Below are 17,494 nucleotides of genomic sequence, written 5' to 3' on the forward strand. Positions count from 1 at the left end.
GCTCACCTCGTGCGGCGTGTTCACTTCTTGTCGAGCACGTCGACGTACGCGTCGATCGCCTGCTCGCAGGAGCGCGGACCGCCCGCGCCCCACACCCGCGCCGGGAACGCGTGCGCACGGCCTTCCTTCACGGCCGGGAGCGACTTCCAGATCGGGTTCTTCTCCAGCGCCGCGACGTATCCGCCCGCCCCTTCGTCGTTGGCGTAGAAGAGGTTGGCCTTCCCCACGGCGGTGAGTCCCTCGGCATCGGTCTGCGCGAGGCCGTAGGAGGGGTCGACTCCCCCGTTTCCGTGGGCCTTGTTGATGTCGTCGGTCCACGCGGGGGTCATGCCGAGCTCTTCGCCTATCGCGGTGAACAGGGCGCCCTCGCCATAGGGACGGACGGTGAGGTTGCCGCCCTGGAGCCATCCGTCGAAGAACAGGAAGTCCTTCGTCGGCAGCCCGGCGGCGGTCACCTGCTTCTTGGCCGTGGCGAGGTGCTCGTCGAACTCCTGGAGCACCTGGTCGGCCCGCTCGGTGCGTCCCGTCGCCTTGCCGATCATGCTGAACACGTTCTGCATGTTCTTGATCGGGTCGGCCGGATCCGCCCCCAGCGTGGCCAGCACCGGCACGCCCCGCTTCTCCAGCTTCTTGATGATCTCGTCGTCGGCCTTGAACGCCTCCACGACGACGAGGTCGGGCTTCGTCGCGAAGAGGGTGTCGAGGTCGGGCTCCTCACGGGTGCCGATGTCCGTCACCCCGTCCGGCAGCTTCTCCGCGCTCACCCAGGTGCGGTACCCCTTGGCGTCGGAGACCGCGGTGGGGGTCACGCACAGGGTGAGCGCGTCCTCGATCTGCTGCCATTCGAGGACCGCGATCCGCTTGGCGGGCTTGTCGAGCTTCACCTGTCGGCCGACGCCGTCCTTGAAGGACACCGGCTTCGTCGATGTCGTCGTGGTGTCCCCGGCGCAGCTCTTGGACGAGGGCTTCGCGCCACCGCCTGCGGCTGTCGTCTTCTCGACGCTGGTCGTGCCGCAGGCCGTTGCGGTGAGGACGACGACCAGCCCTGTGGCGGCTGCTGCCGCCAGGCGACGGGCACGGTTCATTGCAGATCCTCTTTCTGATTTCCGATGGTTCGGTGGAGCGGATTCCGACTGTTTCCAGCCGTTTCCAGCAGTTCCTAGCGGTTTCTAGCGATGCGTCGGGGCAGCCGATGCGCTGCTCCGGGCGGAGTGCCGCCCGATCGGATCGATGCGTACGCGGCCGGTGCGGGGGTCGACCGCGACCTCGACGCGGATGTCGTAGACCTCGCCGATGTTCTCCGCGGTGAGGACGTCGACGGGTGCGCCCGCCGCGTGGACCCGGCCGGAGCCCATGAGGACCAGCGTGTCCGCGACGCGGGAGGCGTGGTCGAGGTCGTGCAGGACGATGCCCACCGCGACGCCGTGCTCCTCGACGAGGTCGCGCACCAGGTCGAGCGTCTCGATCTGATAGCGCAGGTCCAGGTGGTTCGTCGGTTCGTCCAGCAGCACGACGCCGGTGTCCTGGGCCAGGCAGGCGGCGAGCCAGACGCGTTGCATCTCCCCGCCGGAGAGTTCTCCGGCCGGCCTGTCGGCCATGTCCCGCACGCCGGTGACATCCATGGCGTGGTCGACGGCGCTCCGGTCATCGGCGGACAGGCCGCCGAAGCCGCGCCGGTACGGGTGGCGTCCGAATGCCACGACCTCCGCAACCGTCAGCCCCTGCGGTGCGGGCCTCGACTGGGAGAACAGGGTGACCTCGCGGGCGAACCGGCGTGCGCTGAGCAGGGCCGCCGCACGCTCGGGATGTCCGTCCCCGGCCCCGAGCGTCACCCGGCCGTCGACCACCGGGTGCAGTCGGGCCAGCGCGCGCAGCAGCGTGGACTTCCCGCTGCCGTTGGGTCCCACCAGAGCGGTCGCGCGACCGGGCTCCAGGGTCAGCGAGACGCCATGGACGACGGGCGTCCGGTTGTACCGCAGCACCAGATCATGACCGTGGAGAGCGGCGGCCGGTGCGGCGGGTTCGGCGGCACGCCGAGCAGAGCTTGTGAACATCGAGGGGTCCGGGTGACTGGAGGGGCAACGACTGCGGCACCCTCCGTCCGGACGTCGCCGACCGGGCCGCGGACTCCCGGCGTACGGAACGACCGTACGCGTCGAGCAACAACCAAGGGTTACCTAACTAAGGGAAGGCTATCCTCCGTTTGCCGTGTCGGCAATCAGGAGTTCTGGACACCCGATACGGGATTCCGGACACCGTCCGGGGTGCCGTCGGCCGCGGCGAAGAACGCACCCGGCGTGGTCCCCATGACCCGGCGGAAGGCGGCGATGAACGTACTGGGCTGCGCGTAGCCGAGTGTCTCCGAGACGGTCTGCACATCGAGGCCCTCGGAGAGCAGCGTCAGCGCTCGATGGGTGCGCAGCATCTGCCGCCACTGCACGAAGGAGAGTCCCGTCGTCTGGCGGAAAGCACGGGCGATCGTGCGGTCGCTGATCCCCAGCGTGCGCGCCCACTCGTCCAGCGAGCGGCAGTCGGCGGGATCGTCCAGCAGGGCTTCGGCGATCGCGTCGATCCGGGTGTCGCCGGGCAGCTGCAACGCGAACTGCCGCTCCGACGGCTGGAGCACGTCGAAGACCACGGCCTCCGCCCGCGCCCTGGCCCCGGCGTCGAGATCCGTACGGGCCAGATGGGTCAGCAGGGACTCCAGCACCGGTGTCATCGTGATCGCCGTCGGCCCCTCGAAGGCGAACGGCGTGCGGTCGGGAGCGAAGAAGGCGTCATGGAACCGCACACCCGCCGTCGTCCGCCCCCGGTGCACCACTCCGGCCGGCATCCACAGCCCGTGCCCCTCGGAGACGGTGAAGACACGGTCCTCCACACGGGACGTCAGCGTTCCCCCGCGTACCCAGACGAGCTCGTGCAGGTGGTGCGAGTGCGGGGCCCACTCCGTGGGAACGGGAGGGATCTGCGATTCGGCGAGGATGACGAAGGGGCCCGCCGCCTGCCCCGGAAGTGCCGCGGCCCGGCGCACCACGGTGCTCGATTCGCGACGCCACATCCCGGGGCTCGCGCCATTACGGGACGATTCGACCATACGGGCGAGTGTATCCAGGGCCCTGGCCGACGCCGTACGTCCCCGTGGCCGGACCCACGGGTCAAGCACCGCTCGTTACGACGTCTTGGACGCCCAGGAGTCGAGAAAGCCGGGCCGGAGAGTTAGTTTGGGACAAGCAACCAAAACTGCTCCTCCTCGTCGAGGTGCCCATGATCGCGAAGTCCGCGCCATCCCGTTCGGCCCGACGGCAGGCCCGCGCCGCGGCCGATACATCCAGCCCGCAGTACAAGTGGATCGTGCTGTCCAACACCACGCTCGGTGTGCTGATGGCCACGGTCAACGGGTCGATCATGCTGATCGCGTTGCCCGACATCTTCCGCGGCATCGGGATCGACCCGCTGCAGCCGGGGAACACCAGCCTGTTGCTCTGGCTGATCATGGGGTACCTGGTGGTCACCGCCGTGCTCGTGGTCAGCTTCGGCCGGATGGGAGACATCTACGGCCGGGTCCGCATGTACAACGCGGGCTTCGCGGTCTTCAGTGTGTTCTCGGTGCTGTTGTCGGTGACGTGGATGCACGGCACGGCGGCCGCGCTGTGGCTGATCCTGATGCGGGTGGGCCAGGGCGTCGGCGGCGCGATGCTGATGGCCAACTCCAACGCGATCATCACCGACGCGTTCCCGGCGGACCAGCGAGGACTCGCCCTGGGCCTGAACCAGGTCGCGGGGATCGCGGGTTCGTTCATGGGGCTGGTGCTCGGCGGGCTGCTCGCTCCGGTCGAGTGGCGGCTGGTGTTCCTGGTGTCGGTGCCGTTCGGGGTGTTCGGTACGTTCTGGGCGTACCGGAAACTGCACGACACCGGCATCCGGCGGCCCGCCCGGCTGGACTGGTGGGGCAATCTCACCTTCGCCGTCGGGCTGATCTCGGTGCTCGTGGGCATCACCTACGGCATCCAGCCCTACCGGGGGCACACCATGGGCTGGACCAACCCCGTGGTGCTGGCCGCCCTGATCGGCGGCGTGGCCGTGCTGGTGGTCTTCGGCATCGTGGAGACCAGGGTCGCCGAGCCGATGTTCCGGATGAGTCTGTTCCGTATCCGGGCGTTCACCGCCGGGAACCTCGCGAGCCTGCTGTCCGGGATGGGGCGCGGCGGGCTGATGTTCATCCTGATCATCTGGTTGCAGGGCATCTGGCTGCCTCGGCACGGGTACAGCTTCGAGCAGACCCCGCTGTGGGCGGGCATCTACATGCTGCCGCTCACCGTGGGCTTCCTCGTCGCCGGGCCGGTCTCGGGCTGGCTGTCCGACCGCTTCGGGGCGCGGCCGTTCGCGACCGGCGGCATGCTCGTCGCCGCGGGCAGCTTTGTGCTCCTGGCGCTCCTGCCGGTCGATTTCCACTACGGGACCTTCGCGGCGATCCTGCTGCTCAACGGGATCGGGATGGGATTGTTCGCCTCGCCCAACCGGGCGGGGATCATGAACAGCCTGCCCGCCGACCAGCGCGGCGTCGGTGGCGGTATGAGCACCACCTTCCAGAACTCGGCGATGGTGCTGTCGATCGGGGTCTTCTTCAGCCTGATGATCCTCGGTCTGGCCTCCAGCCTGCCGCACGCCCTGTCCAGCGGTCTGGTCGCCCAGGGTGTCTCCGCCGCGGACGCGGACCGGCTCGCGGCCCTGCCACCGGTCTCGGTGCTGTTCGCCTCGCTGCTGGGCTACAACCCGCTCCAGACGCTGCTGGGCCCCGCCGCGCTGGCCCATCTGCCGGCCGGCCACGCCGCCTACCTCACCGGCCGCGGTTTCTTCCCCGCCCTGATCTCCGGGCCGTTCTCGACGGGCCTGACCACCGCGTTCGCGTTCGCCATCGTCGCCTGTCTCATCGCCGCCGTCGCCTCCTGGCTGCGCGGCGGCAAGTATGTACACACCGATCTGCCGACGGCTGCCGGTGGCACCGCCTCCGCCCCCGGAGCACCAAAGCCGGTGGCCGTGCCCGTCGCCGCCCGCCCGGGACCCGTCGTCGTGGCCTCCGCCCCGCCACCGGCCGCTCCGGCTGCCACCCGGGCCGGGCCGCCCGTCGACGGACGGCCCCGCCCCGCCCCGGACGCGGCGCTCGGTGCGTACGCCCTGCTCGTCACCGCGCCCGGCTACCGCCCGGCCATGTACGCGATGACGGCCGACGGCAACCGCCCGTCCGCCGCCGCGGACGCCGGTCCCCGGACCAACGGGCGGGTCACCGGGCTGGTCTACGGCCCCGGTCCGGACAGCCCACTGCCCGGAGCGGCCCTGCGGGCCGTCGGGCCGCAGGGCACGGTGGTGGCCTACGCCCTCACCGGCGACGACGGCCGGTTCCAGCTGCCCGGCCTGCCGCACGGCCTCTCCCCCGCACCCTCGGACGAAGCCCCGCGGTCCCCGCGGGGTGTCCAGGCCCGGCCGGACGGTGCGGCCCTGCATCTCAAGCTGGACGGCACACCGTCATGAACGCTCCGCAGCCGGAGATGCCCGGCGGCCCGCCTTGGTCGTCGGGCGGCGACGGGACCCCGGCCCGACTGCGGACGGCGGTCCTGCGCCTGGCCCACGGGCTGCGCGCACCGGCCGAACGGCACGACCTGACGCCGAGCCGTCTGACCGCCCTGGGCGTGCTGTCCACCCACGAGCCGCTACGGGTCGGCGACCTGGCCCGCGGCATGGGCATCAGCATGCCCACCGCCTCCCGGCTGGTCGACATCCTGGTGGCCGCCGGGTACGTGGACCGCCGCCCCGACCCGCACGACCAGCGCGCCTGTCTCCTCGCCCTCACCCCGGCCGGCACCGCCGTCCTGGACAGCGTCCGCCGCGAGAGCCTCCAGGACCTGACCGCCCACATCGCCGCGCTGCCCGACGACCAGCTGGATGTGCTCGCCGCCGCCGTGCCCCTGCTGGACTCACTGGCCCGGCAGCTGGCCCCCGGTGACCTGCCGGCCCCTGAACTCGCCACGCGCCCCACGAACCGGCCGCGTCCCCGAGCGGGCGGCGACGGGCCTCGCTGAACCTCTCCGGCCGACGGCTACGGTGCTTGCGTCGGCAGCAGGACGACCATCCGGGTCCCGGGACGGTTGTCCTCGACATGGGTGCTGCCGTGGTGGGCGGTGACGATGTCGCGGACGATGGCGAGGCCGAGACCGCTGCCACCGGTGTCCCGTGCCCTGGCGTCGTCCAGGCGGGTGAACCGGCCGAAGACGCGCTCACGGTCGGCCTCCGGAATACCGGGACCGTCGTCGGCGACCACCAGCCGAGCGGTGTCGTGCGCCGTACGGAGACTGATGTCGATACGGGTGGCGGCATGGCGCAGCGCGTTGTCGAGGAGGTTGCGTACGACGCGCGCGAGAGCGTCCTCGTCGCCCGTCAGACGTGCCGCGCCGACGGCGTGCTGGTCGATGACGAGACGGGTGCGGCTACGGGCCTCGCGTACCTCGGTGAAGACGATCTCGTCCAGGTCCACGGGCCGGGCCCGTAGCCGGGGCCGGGCGTCGAGCCGGGCGAGCTGGAGGAGGTCGTCGACGAGATGGTTGAGCCGTTCGGTCTCCCGGAGGAGCTCCGGGGCGAGGGTCGGCCAGTGGACGGATTCCGGGTGGTGGTCGGCGACTTCGAGACGGGTGTGCAGCGTGCTGAGGGGGCTGCGCAGTTCATGGGCGGCGTCCGCGATGAATCGTCGCTGTCGACGGGTGGCGGCGTCCAGGCGGCCGAGCAGGTCGTTGAAGGTCGTGGCCAGCCGGCCGAGCGCGTCCTTGGCGGGGGGTACGTCGAGGCGGCGGCTCAGGTCGGAGGCGCTGATCTCGGCGGTCTGGGCGCGCATGGCGTCCACGGGGCGCAGCGCGCGCCCGGTGAACAGCCACACCATGCCGGTGAGCAGGGCGACGACCGCGGGGACGCCGGTGGCCAGGGCCACGGTGAGTTGTGCCAGCCCGCGGTCGACGCTCTCGGTGGGCAGGGCCACGTACACGGTCACGGGGTCGTGGGACGTGCCCGCGGGGATGCCGACGGCGCGCCAGGTCCCGTAGTCGTGCTCGGGGATGTCGTGGACGGTGTGGACGCGCGGGTTCCCGGACCGGCCGGCCGGAAAGGTGAACGCTCGTGACCGGCCGCGCAGGTTGGGCGAGCTGGCGAGCACCTTTCCCTTGCTGTCGACGATCTGCACGGCGGCTTCCGCGTGGGAGGTGGCCGGTACTTCCGCGGTGATCCGGTTGCTGTCCTCGTCCGCGGCCACGACCTGGGCGCGTTGCAGAACGGTCTGGTCGAGGCCGTTGATGAGGCTGGTGTGCAGCCAGGCGACGAGCAGGAAGGCGGCTCCGGCCAGTCCGGCGGCCATGACCAGGGCCGCGGCGGCGGTCAGTCTCAGCCGCAGCGACCGGCGGGCCCACCAGGATCGGACGTCTGCGGCCATCGCTCACCCCGCGGTGCTGTGGAGCCGGTAGCCGGCGCCGCGGACGGTTTCGATGGTCCGGCGCCCGAACGGGTCGTCGATCTTCCGTCTGAGATAGCCGACGTACACCTCGACGATGTTGGTGTCGCCGTCGAAGTGCTCGTCCCAGACGTGGGTGAGGATGTCGGTCTTGCTGATCACCTCGTCGGCATGCCTGAGCAGGTACTCCAGGAGTGCGAACTCCCTCGCCGTCAGGTTGATGTCGTGGTCTCCGCGGCGGCAGTGGTGGCCGGCGGGATCCACGGCGAGGTCGCCGGCGGTGAGCACGGCGGGCCGGGCGGGTGCGCCACGGCGCAGCAGGGCTCTCAGGTGGGCGACGAGCACCACGTAGGAGAAGGGTTTGCTCAGATAGTCGTCGGCGCCGAGGTCGAGGGCGTCCGCCTCGTCGTACTCGCCGTCCTTCGCCGTGAGCATCAGGACCGGTGTCCAGATCCTGGCCGCCCTCAGCCGCTTGAGGACTTCGTATCCGGACAGTTCGGGCAGCATGATGTCCAGCACGATGACGTCGTAGGGCTGGTGCAGGGCCCGCCACAGTCCGTCGGCTCCGTCGAGCGCGATGTCGGCGACGAAACCCTCGGCAGCCAGTCCGTCGGCGATCGCGTCGGCGAGTGCGGGCTCGTCCTCGGTGATCAGCATCCTCATGGTGACCTCACGCTCCACCATAGCCCCGGGCGGAATGCGCCGTTCCCTGAAAGGACGCTGAGGAAGGCGCCGGTCCTCAGCCTCTTCTCAGTGCCCCGGTCACAGGCTGGAGGTGTTCATCAGGGAAGAACGAACGAGGAGACGGACGATGAGCGACCTCAGAGACGAACGCCGGAACAGGCACGAGAGCGTCCCGGAGCGTACGCGGTACGACGGGCGTCGCGACCGCCGGACCACCGACGAACGGCGGGACGGCAGGCGGCCCGAAGGACGGCGGGAGACGGACGCCGAGGAACGGGAGCGTCTGACCCGGGCCGCGCGTGTCGCTGATCAGCCACTGCGCTGAACGGCGGTGCGATCGACCGCGGACATCGGGAGACGCACCCGGCCGGCCCGGAAGACGGGCCGGCCGGGTGCGTCTCCCGACGACGTCGGAAGGCCCGTGGGACACGGAGTGCCCCGTCACCCACGTCATGGGTGACGGGGCACTCCGTGTCCCACCCCCGGTCTCACTCCCGCATCACGGCTTCGACCAGGTCCTCGGCCAGGTCCAGGGTGTGCTGAACCGGCAGGCCGTGGTCGGTGTACCAGTCCGCGGTCGCCTCGGGGTGCGGCCCGGTGACCGCCACGCGGCCGTTGCCGTACCCGGTCACGAGGGCGGCGACGGTCCCGTTGTCGTAGGTGGCGAGGATCCTCGCGTCGGCGCCCTCGTCGAGCTCGAAGAGGGGGCCGTCCTGGAAGTACACGGTGCGCCGGCTGCCGCGCCATGTCACCGGGACCACCGTGTCGCGCTCGTCGTGGACCGTGGCGCCCGGGGAGGAGATGTACTGGTCGGTGTCGCCGGGCAGCAGGCCGAAGCCCGGAGTGGCTCCGGCGAGGTAGCCGCCCAGGCAGAAGCCCAGATAGCGCCCGCCGTGCTGGACGAAGTCCCGCACGGCCCGGCGCTGCCAGCGCAGTCTCCGGTAGGCGGAGTCGAGTGTGCCGCCGCCGGGCTGGGCGTACAGCGTGGCGTGGGACAGGGTCCGAGCCGTCAGGGGGAGCACCTCGTCGGGCCCGGTGAAGCGGACGTCCAGATTCCATGGTGTGGCGGCGAGGAGTCCCGCGACCGCCTCGGGGCAGCCGGGCTGCGAGGCCGGTCCCCGGTAGACGAGGGCCAGGAGGCGCTGCCCGGTGGCGGCTCCGTCGTGTGTCATGACGGCCTCCCTCAGCGCCCGGCCGGGGCCGGGTCGCGGGGCGCGGGTGCGGCGGATGCCACGGTGGTCCCTTCGGCCGGGAGCCCCTGCCAGTTCGTTCCCGAGGTCAGCCGCTCGCCCTTCATGACCAGCGACAGCGCCCCAAGGCGGACGTCGGCGCCGACCATGGTGTCGTAGAGCACGACGGTCCGCGTGCCGATGCTCGCCCCGGGGCCGATGTTCACCGTCGACATCTTCATCACGCGGTCCTCGAAGAGGTGGCTCTGCAGCGAGACGTTCATGCCGATCTCGGCGTCGTCGCCCACCTCCACCAGGTCGAACTCGGTGAGGAACGTGGTACCGATCCAGGTACGCCGTCCGATGCGGGCGCCGAACCGGCGCAGCACCGGCGGCAGGAACGGTGTCCCCACCAGGAGGGCCACACCGACCGGGATCGCGGCCGCCTCGAACAGTCCGGTGACGAACTCCGTGCGGCGCACGAACAGGCTCCACAGGGGCTCGACGCGCGGCCGGTACTTACCCGCGACCACCCACTTGGCGAGCACGCAGTACGCGATGACGGCCAGCGCGGCGCCCATGGCGAGCAGTGGGGAGACCAGCAGGGGCACGAGCGGCCCGGTGCGGTGGGCGGTGACGGACAGGGCCAGCAGGTACAGGCAGCCGCTGACGGCGAGTACCGAGGCGGGCATGGTGATGCGGAGGAACTCGATGGCCAGACGGCCGAGCACGGCCTTGCGGGAGGGCGAGAACGTCAGCCTCTCGGGATACGTCCCGCTGTCCTGGCGTACCGGAAGCCGCAGGGCGGGCGAGCCCAGCCAGGTGCTGTCGGCGGGCACACGGTCCATGGGCGGGACCGTGCCCACGCCGATCAGGCAGCCCGGTCCGAGCCGCGTCCCGGCCGGGACGAGCGCCGCGTTGCCGACGAAGGAACGTGCGCCGACCTCGGTCGGTTCAAAGGTCATGCGGCCGGCGGCGAAGGAGGCGACGCCGATGCCGGCCATGTCGGCGACGAAACTGCCGTCACCGAGCGTGAGCAGGTCCGGGTCGATGTGCGACACGGTGGACACCTCGGCGCGGCGGCCGATGCGGGCGCCGAGCAGGCGCAGCCACGGGGCCGTGTAGAGCGTGGCGTACAGCGAGTTGGTGAACATGAGGCTGTGTTCCAGCAGCTTGTCCGCGATCCACTTGCGTACGCCGAGTGCCGAGCGCGCCGGGTGGGTTCCCGGGGGTGTCCTCGGCAGGACCATGCGCTTGCCGACCGCGACGGTCAGGCAGACCGTGATCACGAAGACCGGGCCGGCCAGCACGGCGGCGGCGATTCCGGCGACCGGGCCGACGTACAGCCAGGCCCACCAGAGCAGGGTGACGCTCGGCAGGGCCGCGGCGACCGCGGCCGCCTCCAGCAGGACCAGACCGAGCAGGACGGCTGCCAGGTGCCGCGGCTGCCAGCGGTCCGTCCCGCCCGGGGTTCCCAGCATCGCCTCGACGGACGGGGACAGGGAGGTGACCGGACGTGCGGGCGAGCCGGCGCGGCGGGCACCGGCGGGTACGGGGTCGTCCGGGCCGGCCACGGACTGCTCGCCGAGCGCGGACCCGGGTCCCAGGCACGCGCCGGGTTCACAGACCGCGTTGGCGCCCACGAAGGCCCGCTCGCCGATGGTGATCGGGGCGACCGTGACCCACCCGTCGGAGACCTGCCAGGGCCGCAGTACCGCGCCGTAGCCGATCGCGGCGTCGCGGTCGATGCGCAGCAGCGCGGGCAGGCCGACCAGGCTGGTGGCGATGGTGGTGTCGGGGCCGACGTGTGCGCCCAGGAGCCGTAGGTAGGGGCCCATCAGGGGGGATCCGCTGAGGACCCGCAGGGGACTGATGCCGTGCACGAGCACGTCCAGCACCCACAGCCGCAGATAGGTCGCTCCCCACAGCGGATAGCGGCCCGGCCTGATGCCCGCCGCCAGTGGCCGGGCGACGGCGACGGGAACGATCCAGCGCACGGCGACATAGCCGGCCAGCACGGTGAGGGTCGACCACACCGCGCCCCAGCCCGACACCTGGCCGTGGTGGATCGAGTAGGAGAGCGCCACCGGCCCGGTGAGCAGCAGGAGCAGCCCGTACATCGCCACCAGCTGGGCCACCCCGGCACGCGCGATCCGCCTTCGGCCGTGCCGGAGGGGGGCGGGACGGGGCTGTTCCGCCGGGCCGGGAGGGCCGGCCGGGGACCCCAGGTGCGCCGCGAGCTTCCGCACGGTGGGGTTCTCGTACAGGTCACGCAGGGTGGCACCGGCCGCACCGGCCTGGTCGCGCAGCGACGACACGGCACGGGCGGCGAGCAGGGAGTGACCGCCGAGGTCGGTGAAGAAATCGGCCTCGGCCGACAGCTCCGCGGGGGCGATGCCGAGCACCTGTGCCCAGGCGTCACGCACCCTGGTCTCCAGCTCCCCGCGGACCGGCACCACGTGTCCGGTACCGGCGAAGCGATGGCCGGCCGGTGGGGGCAGTCGTCTGCGGTCGGTCTTGCCGCTGGGCATGACCGGCAGTCGGTCGAGGAAGTCCAGGGTCGAGGGCACCATGTAGACGGGCAGCGAGCGGCTCAGGCGCTCGTGCAGCCGGGCGGTGAGATCGCCGTCGGAGACCTCGCGGTCCTCGGCGCGTACGACGTAGGCGGCGAGGAAGCCGTCGCCGTCGCGCGCACTCCTGAGGGCGGTGCCCGCCTGGGCGACCCCGGGGTCCTCCATCAGTACGCTGTCGATCTCCTCCAGTGACACGCGGTACCCGCGGATCTTCACCTCCGCGTCGGCCCGGCCGAGGTACTCGATCTCCCCGTCGGGGGTCATCCTGCCGAGGTCTCCGGTGCGGTACAGCGTGCCGCCTCCGGGTGCGAGGGGGTGTGCGACGAAGCGGTCGGCGGTCAGGTCCGGCCGTCCCACGTAACCGCGGGCGAGGCCGGGGCCGCCCAGGCAGATCTCGCCGACGGCGCCCGGTGGTACGGGGCGTCGCCGCTCGTCGAGGAGGACGGCCGAGTACGTCGGCAGGGGCCGGCCGATGGTGACCGGCCGCCCCGGCAGGAGTTCCTGCCAGGTCGCCGTCACGGTGGCCTCGGTCGGTCCGTACGTGTTGAGCATGCGCCGTCCCGGCCTGCTCCATCGTTCGACGAGTGCGGCGGGGCACGCCTCACCGCCCACCACGATGCTGCGGAGCCGCGGGAGGTCCTGCGGAATCGTCGCCAGCAGCGTCGGTACGCAGTACAGGACGGTTATCCCGTGCAGTTGGAGGAAGTCGGCGAGTTCGGCACCGAGCCGTCCGGGACCGGCCGGTCCGGCGACGAGTGTCGCTCCGGCCGCCCAGGTCGGCCAGATCTCCTCGATGGAGAAGTCGAACGAGATCGACATGCCCTGGTAGACCCGGTCCTGCGGCCGGACACCGTAGACAGGTGCGACGACGCGCAGGAAGTTGCAGATGCTCGACCGGGCGATCTGCACGCCCTTGGGCCTGCCGCTGGACCCGGAGGTATAGATGACGTACGCGAGCGGGTCGTCCTCGCCCCGGTCCTCGGTGGGCGGGCGCGAGGACGGCAACAGACCGAATTCCCCGGCGCACGTGTCGACCTCGACCACCGGGCAGGCCGGGTGCGGCCCCGCCCATGCGGTGCCGGAGGCGAGAGCGGACGTGGTCAGCACCGCGGAGGCGCCCACGTCACGCAGGATGAAGGCGACCCGGTCGGGCGGGGCCGCGGGGTCGATCGGAACGAACGCCGCCTCCGCCTTGCAGATGCCCAGCAGGCACACGTACGTCTCCACGGACTGCGGCAGCAGCAGGGCCACGACACTGCCGGGTCCGATGCCGGTCCGGCGCAGATGGCGGGCGACCTGATTGGCCCGGCGGTCGAGGTCGGCGTAGGTCAGCCGCTGTGCGCCGCATTCGAGCGCGATGGCGGACGGTGTGCGGTCGCAGGCGGCCTCGAAGAACTGGTTCAGCCGGTCCGCGCCGGTCGTTCTCTCCGGTCCGGTGCGTTCACCGGCCGGAGGAACGCGCAGCGCAGTGGTACGGGAGGCCATGAACTCCCCCTAGTCCGATGCGGAAGGTGCTCGGTCACCTCAAGCTTCGGCAACACCGGCTGAGAGGAAGCTGAGTCCGTCCGGCGACGGACGGGCCGCCCGGCCAGCGGTGCCGGCCGGCCGCCGCCCTCCCCCGCCTCGTTCACACGCTCCACGTCCGTCATCCGCGCCACCCCCGGTTCTCGGCCCCGCGGGCGCGTCGTCGCGCGGTCGGGGCGGTCCGGCGCGCACGGCTCCCGGGCCGGTCGTACGCTACGCACCCGGCCCGCGCGGGGTGAAGCCGTTCCCACCGGCGTTTCCCGGCGCGGCCCCACCAGCTCACCCGCGATGTCGAGGCCGCCGATTTGCTTCTCCGGTGCGGAACGTTCACCGGGGTACTTCCACCGATCGGCGGCACGGTTCGGATCATGGGGGTACCGTGTCCGGAACCCGGGCCCGACCTGGCCCTTTCGCCGCACGAGGTGACACACGATGAACGACAACGCGCTCTCCACGACGCATCCGACGAACGCGCATCCCGCCCGCGTCTACAACGTCTGGCTGGGCGGCAAGGACCACTATCCGGTGGATCAGGAGGCGGCCGAGCTGGCCGCTTCGGCAAACCCGACGATCGTGCCGTCGGTCCGGGCCAACCGGGCCTTCCTGGGCCGCGCCGTACGTCACCTCGCGGAGTCCGGCGTCCGGCAGTACCTCGACATCGGTACGGGCATACCCGCCGCCGAGAACACCCACGAGGTGGCCCAGGGGGCCGCCCCCGAGTCGCGGGTCGTCTACGTCGACAACGATCCGATCGTCCTCTCCCACGCGCGGGCGCTGCTGGTCAGCGGCCCCGAGGGGCAGACCGACTATGTGCAGGCCGATGCGCGGGACGTGGACACGATCCTCGACGCGGCTTCCCGCACCCTGGATCTGGACCAGCCGGTGGGCCTGATGCTGGTGGCGATCCTCCAGTACATCAAGGACGTCGAGGACCCGTGGGACATCACCCGTCGGCTGCTGGACCGCCTGGCCCCGGGCAGTCATCTCGTCCTGTCCCATCCGGCCGTGGACGTCACCGCTCCCGAGGTCGCCGCATCCATGCGGATCTACAACGAGCGTGCCGCCAGCCACGCTTCCGCCACGCCGCGCACCCAGGCGGAGGTGCGACGGTTCTTCGACGGCCTGGAGATCCTGGAACCGGGCGTGGTCACCCTGACCCGCTGGCGTCCCGGACCGTCCGACGTCCCGGACGACAGCCTGCCCATGTGGTGCGCCGTCGCCCGCAAGCCCTGACCGGGTGACGTCCCCGGTGCGCCGCCGCCCCGCCGACAGCGCGTCCCCGGGTCGGCGGCACACCGGGCGCGCGCCTGCCGGGAGCCCGTACGGGGTGACGGTTCCGCGTGCCCACCGGCGACCGCGGTCTCAGGACCCCGTGCCGGGCTTCGTCCCCCATACGTAGACGGCGTCGTCGATGGCCAGGAGGTCCCACAGGGCGGCGGCGTCGTGGACGGTGAGGTTGACGCAGCCGGCGGAGCCGCCGCCGTCGAAGAGGTTGCCCGGGTGCCCGTGCAGGGCCTGGCCGCCGTCGAAGAACTGCGAGTACGGCATGGGGGCGTCGTCGTACAGCGAGGAGACGTGGTCCTTGTCGCGCCAGTAGACGGCGTGCCAGCCGGGCCTGGTCTCCTGCGCTTCGCGGCCGGTGCGGATCGGCACCGGGCGGAAGTCGATCCGCTTGCCGGTCTGCACCCACAGCAGTTGGCGGTCCATGTCGACGCAGGTGACGCGGTAGGTGCGGGCCGGGCAGTGCCCGGCGGCGTTCGGGTCGTCGGCGGCCTTCACCGCGAGCATGAAGCGGTAGGTGGCCAGGTCCGGATACCCGTCGGTGCGGGGCACGTGATTCTTCGTCTGGAAGGCGCGGACGGCCTCGCAGTCCGCCTCCGACTGGATCCCGTCGACCGGCAGGCCGAGGTACTCCTCCATCGGCCGCTGGTAGGGGCCGGTCGGTGCGGTGCAGCCGGCGCGGGCCGGGGCGGCGCCGGCGTTCGGGGCGGCGAGCGCCGTGGACACGAGGGCCGCTGCCGCGGAAGCGGCCACGGCACCGGATATGAGGGCAGGGCGCACGACGTGAACCTCCAGGTACACGGGGGGGGAGAGCGTCCCTGCCAGTGAATCAGCGTGCCGGTCCGGCCGCCCAGTTGTGGGTGGCCGAACCGGTGACTGCCCCGGAACCGGGGCGGGTCGTACGCCGGATCACTCGTCCTAGCAGCTCTTGCCCTTGCAGGGCTCACCGCGCTCGTTGGAGAGCGTGACGTCCACTCCGGTGGAGCTGTTGTCCTCGGTCACGTCGTAGAGCCCGGTGACCGGGTTGTCGGGCAGGACATACCCCTCCGGCACCGCCGTCTCCCGCAGGTAGTACGCGCCGAGCGGCAGGTCGTCGAAGGTGCACCGCCCGGCGGTGTCGGTGGCGCAGCCGGGTCCGACCCGGGTGTCGGGGTTGGCTCCCGCGGTCTGCAGCCCGGCGATGCCGTTGGTCTCGCGCCAGGTCTCGAAGACGGCTCCCGCCAGGGGCCGGCCGTTCTTCCGGTCGGTCTTGGTCAGGTGGATGGAGCCGGTCGTGGGCGGTACGGAGCTGCGGGTGTCGCGGGCCACGGCCTCCACGCCGCCCTCCGCGTTGCCGTCGGTGAGGATCAGCGGTCCGAACACATCGGGGGTGGGCAGGTCGTATCCGGCGGGCGCCGAGGTCTCGCGCCAGTAGTAGGTGCCCGTCGTGGTGGTGACGGCGCAGCGCCCGTCGGCGGCGGTGACGCAGGTGGTCACACGGGTGTCGGGGTTCACCCCGTTGGTCTGCAGCCCCGGGATGTCGTTGGTCTCGCGCCACAGTTCGAACCCGGCGCCCGGGAGGGCGTCCCCGCTGTCGGCGTCGGTCTTGAGGACCCGTACCTCGCCGGTGACGGGGGTCGTCCCCGAGCAGTCGGGCAGGTCGCCGTTGAAGGGGTAGGCGTGGAACTCCTGGCCGCCGCCGCCCGCGGCGGGGCTGGTGTGGGTCAGCGAGCCGGTGGTGAAGAAGCGGCCGTTGATGCCGGGCAGGGTCACGGTCGTCATGGACGACTGGTCACCCATCAGGAAGCTGCCCTGCATCTGTCCGGTGCCCTCCAGGTGGACGGAGGCCGCGTCGGGGATGTTCCACAGCAGTCGCTCGCGGTAGGAGTTGAGCGGGTCGGTGCTGTCGTCGATGCCGCCGCTGAAGGTGTTGATGGTGCGATTGGCTCCCAGGATGTTGACCAGGACCGTGGCGTCGGCGGGGATGTTCTCGAAGACGATTCCCTGCTGGCCGCCGCCCGGTGCGGTCAGGTCGAAGTCCACGTTGAAGACCTGGAGCGAGGAGGTCCCGTCGCCGCGGAACACGGTCCGGGTGCCCTCGTTGACCGCCGTGCCCGTGGCGTGCCGGGGCCGCCCGTCGACCCGGGCGTAGCAGCGGCTGGCGGTGGTCAGCTGGTCCCGCAGCGCGGTGTAGGGCTGGGCGGCGTCCGGGTCGTGGACGAGCTGTCCGTTGACCGTTCCGGACTCGGTTCCCGCGTACCGTACGATGCCCTGTTCGCCGATCAGACCGCCGGTGGTGTCCAGGCGCTGGCCGCTCGCGATCGTCACGTTCCCGCCGGTGGTCAGGAAGTCCGACCCGTTGGGCGGCGGCACGCGCGAGCCCACGCCGACGATCCCGAGGTTGTACAGGCCGCTGACGCCCGCTTGCTTGTTCTGGTCGAAGTCGTCGAGCACGACCACGCGGCCCTCGGCCTCGGCCGCCCGGCCCCGCACCAGGAAGTCGTCGCCGACGAAGATGTTGATGGCGTTGTCGCGGCCGGCGATCGGCCCGTTGTTGATTCCGGGGAACGGGTCCGGACAGGAGCCGGGAACGCACGGGCCGAGGCCGCCGGGAAGCGGGGCGGCGTAGGCGGGGACCGTTCCGAGTCCGAGGGCGAAGGCCGGTACGGTCGCCGCCGCCACGGCCAGGGCCGTCCCGGTGACGCCGACTCGGGCGCGCAGCGCACCGAAGTGCTGGGAGATACGTCTCATGAGGGGAATGGTCGGTGCCCGCCCTGCTCCGACCACCCCCATGA

The 17,494-nt window shown here is 71.7% G+C and carries 13 protein-coding genes; 4 read left to right on the forward strand and 9 right to left on the reverse strand.

From position 1 onward, the window contains the following. Positions 1–20: 20 nt before the first annotated feature. The 3 genes from GA0115234_RS27240 to GA0115234_RS27250 all read right to left on the reverse strand — a co-directional run bounded on the left by GA0115234_RS27240 (position 21) and on the right by GA0115234_RS27250 (position 3,058). Complete coding sequence (locus GA0115234_RS27240) at positions 21–1,085, reverse strand: iron-siderophore ABC transporter substrate-binding protein (RefSeq protein WP_093546951.1); 1,065 nt, start codon at positions 1,083–1,085, stop codon at positions 21–23. Between the two features lie 84 nt (positions 1,086–1,169). Next, positions 1,170–2,054, reverse strand: a complete 885-nt coding sequence (locus tag GA0115234_RS27245; RefSeq protein ID WP_093546954.1) for an ABC transporter ATP-binding protein — start codon at positions 2,052–2,054, stop codon at positions 1,170–1,172. Positions 2,055–2,218: 164 nt separating this feature from the next. Further along, complete coding sequence (locus GA0115234_RS27250; RefSeq protein WP_093546957.1) at positions 2,219–3,058, reverse strand: helix-turn-helix domain-containing protein; 840 nt, start codon at positions 3,056–3,058, stop codon at positions 2,219–2,221. A 206-nt stretch (positions 3,059–3,264) separates the two neighbouring features. On the opposite strand from GA0115234_RS27250, the gene GA0115234_RS27255 reads away from it, so the two are divergent. Both GA0115234_RS27255 and GA0115234_RS27260 read left to right on the forward strand, forming a co-directional pair. Next, the gene (locus GA0115234_RS27255) at positions 3,265–5,529 is read left to right on the forward strand and encodes an MFS transporter (RefSeq protein ID WP_176729286.1); all 2,265 of its coding nucleotides are present in this window, start codon (positions 3,265–3,267) and stop codon (positions 5,527–5,529) included. Next, positions 5,526–6,077, forward strand: a complete 552-nt coding sequence (locus tag GA0115234_RS27260) for a MarR family winged helix-turn-helix transcriptional regulator (protein ID WP_093547044.1) — start codon at positions 5,526–5,528, stop codon at positions 6,075–6,077. The genes GA0115234_RS27255 and GA0115234_RS27260 overlap by 4 nt, the downstream gene beginning before the upstream one ends. Before the next feature lie 17 nt (positions 6,078–6,094). Here the strand turns inward: GA0115234_RS27260 and GA0115234_RS27265 are convergent, their stop codons facing one another. After that, positions 6,095–7,471: a HAMP domain-containing sensor histidine kinase gene (locus tag GA0115234_RS27265; RefSeq protein WP_176729287.1), complete on the reverse strand. Its 1,377-nt coding sequence runs from the start codon at positions 7,469–7,471 to the stop codon at positions 6,095–6,097. A 3-nt stretch (positions 7,472–7,474) separates the two neighbouring features. After that, on the reverse strand, positions 7,475–8,152 hold the full coding sequence (locus GA0115234_RS27270) for a response regulator transcription factor (RefSeq protein ID WP_093547048.1): 678 nt from the start codon (positions 8,150–8,152) through the stop codon (positions 7,475–7,477). A gap of 148 nt (positions 8,153–8,300) precedes the next feature. Between GA0115234_RS27270 and GA0115234_RS27275 the strand changes: the two genes are divergently transcribed. Further along, complete coding sequence (locus GA0115234_RS27275) at positions 8,301–8,498, forward strand: hypothetical protein (protein ID WP_093546960.1); 198 nt, start codon at positions 8,301–8,303, stop codon at positions 8,496–8,498. Positions 8,499–8,661: 163 nt separating this feature from the next. Here GA0115234_RS27275 and GA0115234_RS27280 read toward each other — a convergent pair whose 3' ends face one another. Both GA0115234_RS27280 and GA0115234_RS27285 read right to left on the reverse strand, forming a co-directional pair. Further along, complete coding sequence (locus tag GA0115234_RS27280) at positions 8,662–9,345, reverse strand: BPL-N domain-containing protein (RefSeq protein WP_093546963.1); 684 nt, start codon at positions 9,343–9,345, stop codon at positions 8,662–8,664. Positions 9,346–9,356: 11 nt separating this feature from the next. Continuing rightward, positions 9,357–13,400, reverse strand: coding sequence for a Pls/PosA family non-ribosomal peptide synthetase (locus GA0115234_RS27285; protein WP_093546966.1), 4,044 nt, complete (start codon positions 13,398–13,400; stop codon positions 9,357–9,359). A gap of 471 nt (positions 13,401–13,871) precedes the next feature. Between GA0115234_RS27285 and GA0115234_RS27290 the strand changes: the two genes are divergently transcribed. Continuing rightward, the gene (locus GA0115234_RS27290; protein WP_093546969.1) at positions 13,872–14,672 is read left to right on the forward strand and encodes an SAM-dependent methyltransferase; all 801 of its coding nucleotides are present in this window, start codon (positions 13,872–13,874) and stop codon (positions 14,670–14,672) included. A 129-nt stretch (positions 14,673–14,801) separates the two neighbouring features. On the opposite strand, the gene GA0115234_RS27295 is transcribed toward GA0115234_RS27290, so the two are convergent. After that, positions 14,802–15,500, reverse strand: coding sequence for a L,D-transpeptidase family protein (locus GA0115234_RS27295; RefSeq protein WP_093547050.1), 699 nt, complete (start codon positions 15,498–15,500; stop codon positions 14,802–14,804). Between the two features lie 138 nt (positions 15,501–15,638). Further along, a complete protein-coding gene (locus GA0115234_RS27300; protein WP_093546972.1) occupies positions 15,639–17,450 on the reverse strand; it encodes a choice-of-anchor A family protein in 1,812 nt (603 codons plus the stop codon). Positions 17,451–17,494 lie beyond the last annotated feature (44 nt).

Origin of the sequence: Streptomyces sp. DvalAA-43 (assembly GCF_900091725.1) — a bacterium.
In the GTDB taxonomy this organism is placed as follows: domain Bacteria; phylum Actinomycetota; class Actinomycetes; order Streptomycetales; family Streptomycetaceae; genus Streptomyces; species Streptomyces pulveraceus.

Bases quoted from the DNA above. Each gene is read 5' to 3' on its own strand.
- GA0115234_RS27240 (WP_093546951.1), bottom strand. From the start codon at position 1,085: ATGAACCGTGCCCGTCGCCTGGCGGCAGCAGCCGCCACAGGGCTGGTC.
- GA0115234_RS27245 (WP_093546954.1), bottom strand. From the start codon at position 2,054: ATGTTCACAAGCTCTGCTCGGCGTGCCGCCGAACCCGCCGCACCGGCC.
- GA0115234_RS27250 (WP_093546957.1), bottom strand. From the start codon at position 3,058: ATGTGGCGTCGCGAATCGAGCACCGTGGTGCGCCGGGCCGCGGCACTT.
- GA0115234_RS27255 (WP_176729286.1), top strand. From the start codon at position 3,265: ATGATCGCGAAGTCCGCGCCATCCCGTTCGGCCCGACGGCAGGCCCGC.
- GA0115234_RS27260 (WP_093547044.1), top strand. From the start codon at position 5,526: ATGAACGCTCCGCAGCCGGAGATGCCCGGCGGCCCGCCTTGGTCGTCG.
- GA0115234_RS27265 (WP_176729287.1), bottom strand. From the start codon at position 7,471: ATGGCCGCAGACGTCCGATCCTGGTGGGCCCGCCGGTCGCTGCGGCTG.
- GA0115234_RS27270 (WP_093547048.1), bottom strand. From the start codon at position 8,152: ATGAGGATGCTGATCACCGAGGACGAGCCCGCACTCGCCGACGCGATC.
- GA0115234_RS27275 (WP_093546960.1), top strand. From the start codon at position 8,301: ATGAGCGACCTCAGAGACGAACGCCGGAACAGGCACGAGAGCGTCCCG.
- GA0115234_RS27280 (WP_093546963.1), bottom strand. From the start codon at position 9,345: ATGACACACGACGGAGCCGCCACCGGGCAGCGCCTCCTGGCCCTCGTC.
- GA0115234_RS27285 (WP_093546966.1), bottom strand. From the start codon at position 13,400: ATGGCCTCCCGTACCACTGCGCTGCGCGTTCCTCCGGCCGGTGAACGC.
- GA0115234_RS27290 (WP_093546969.1), top strand. From the start codon at position 13,872: ATGAACGACAACGCGCTCTCCACGACGCATCCGACGAACGCGCATCCC.
- GA0115234_RS27300 (WP_093546972.1), bottom strand. From the start codon at position 17,450: ATGAGACGTATCTCCCAGCACTTCGGTGCGCTGCGCGCCCGAGTCGGC.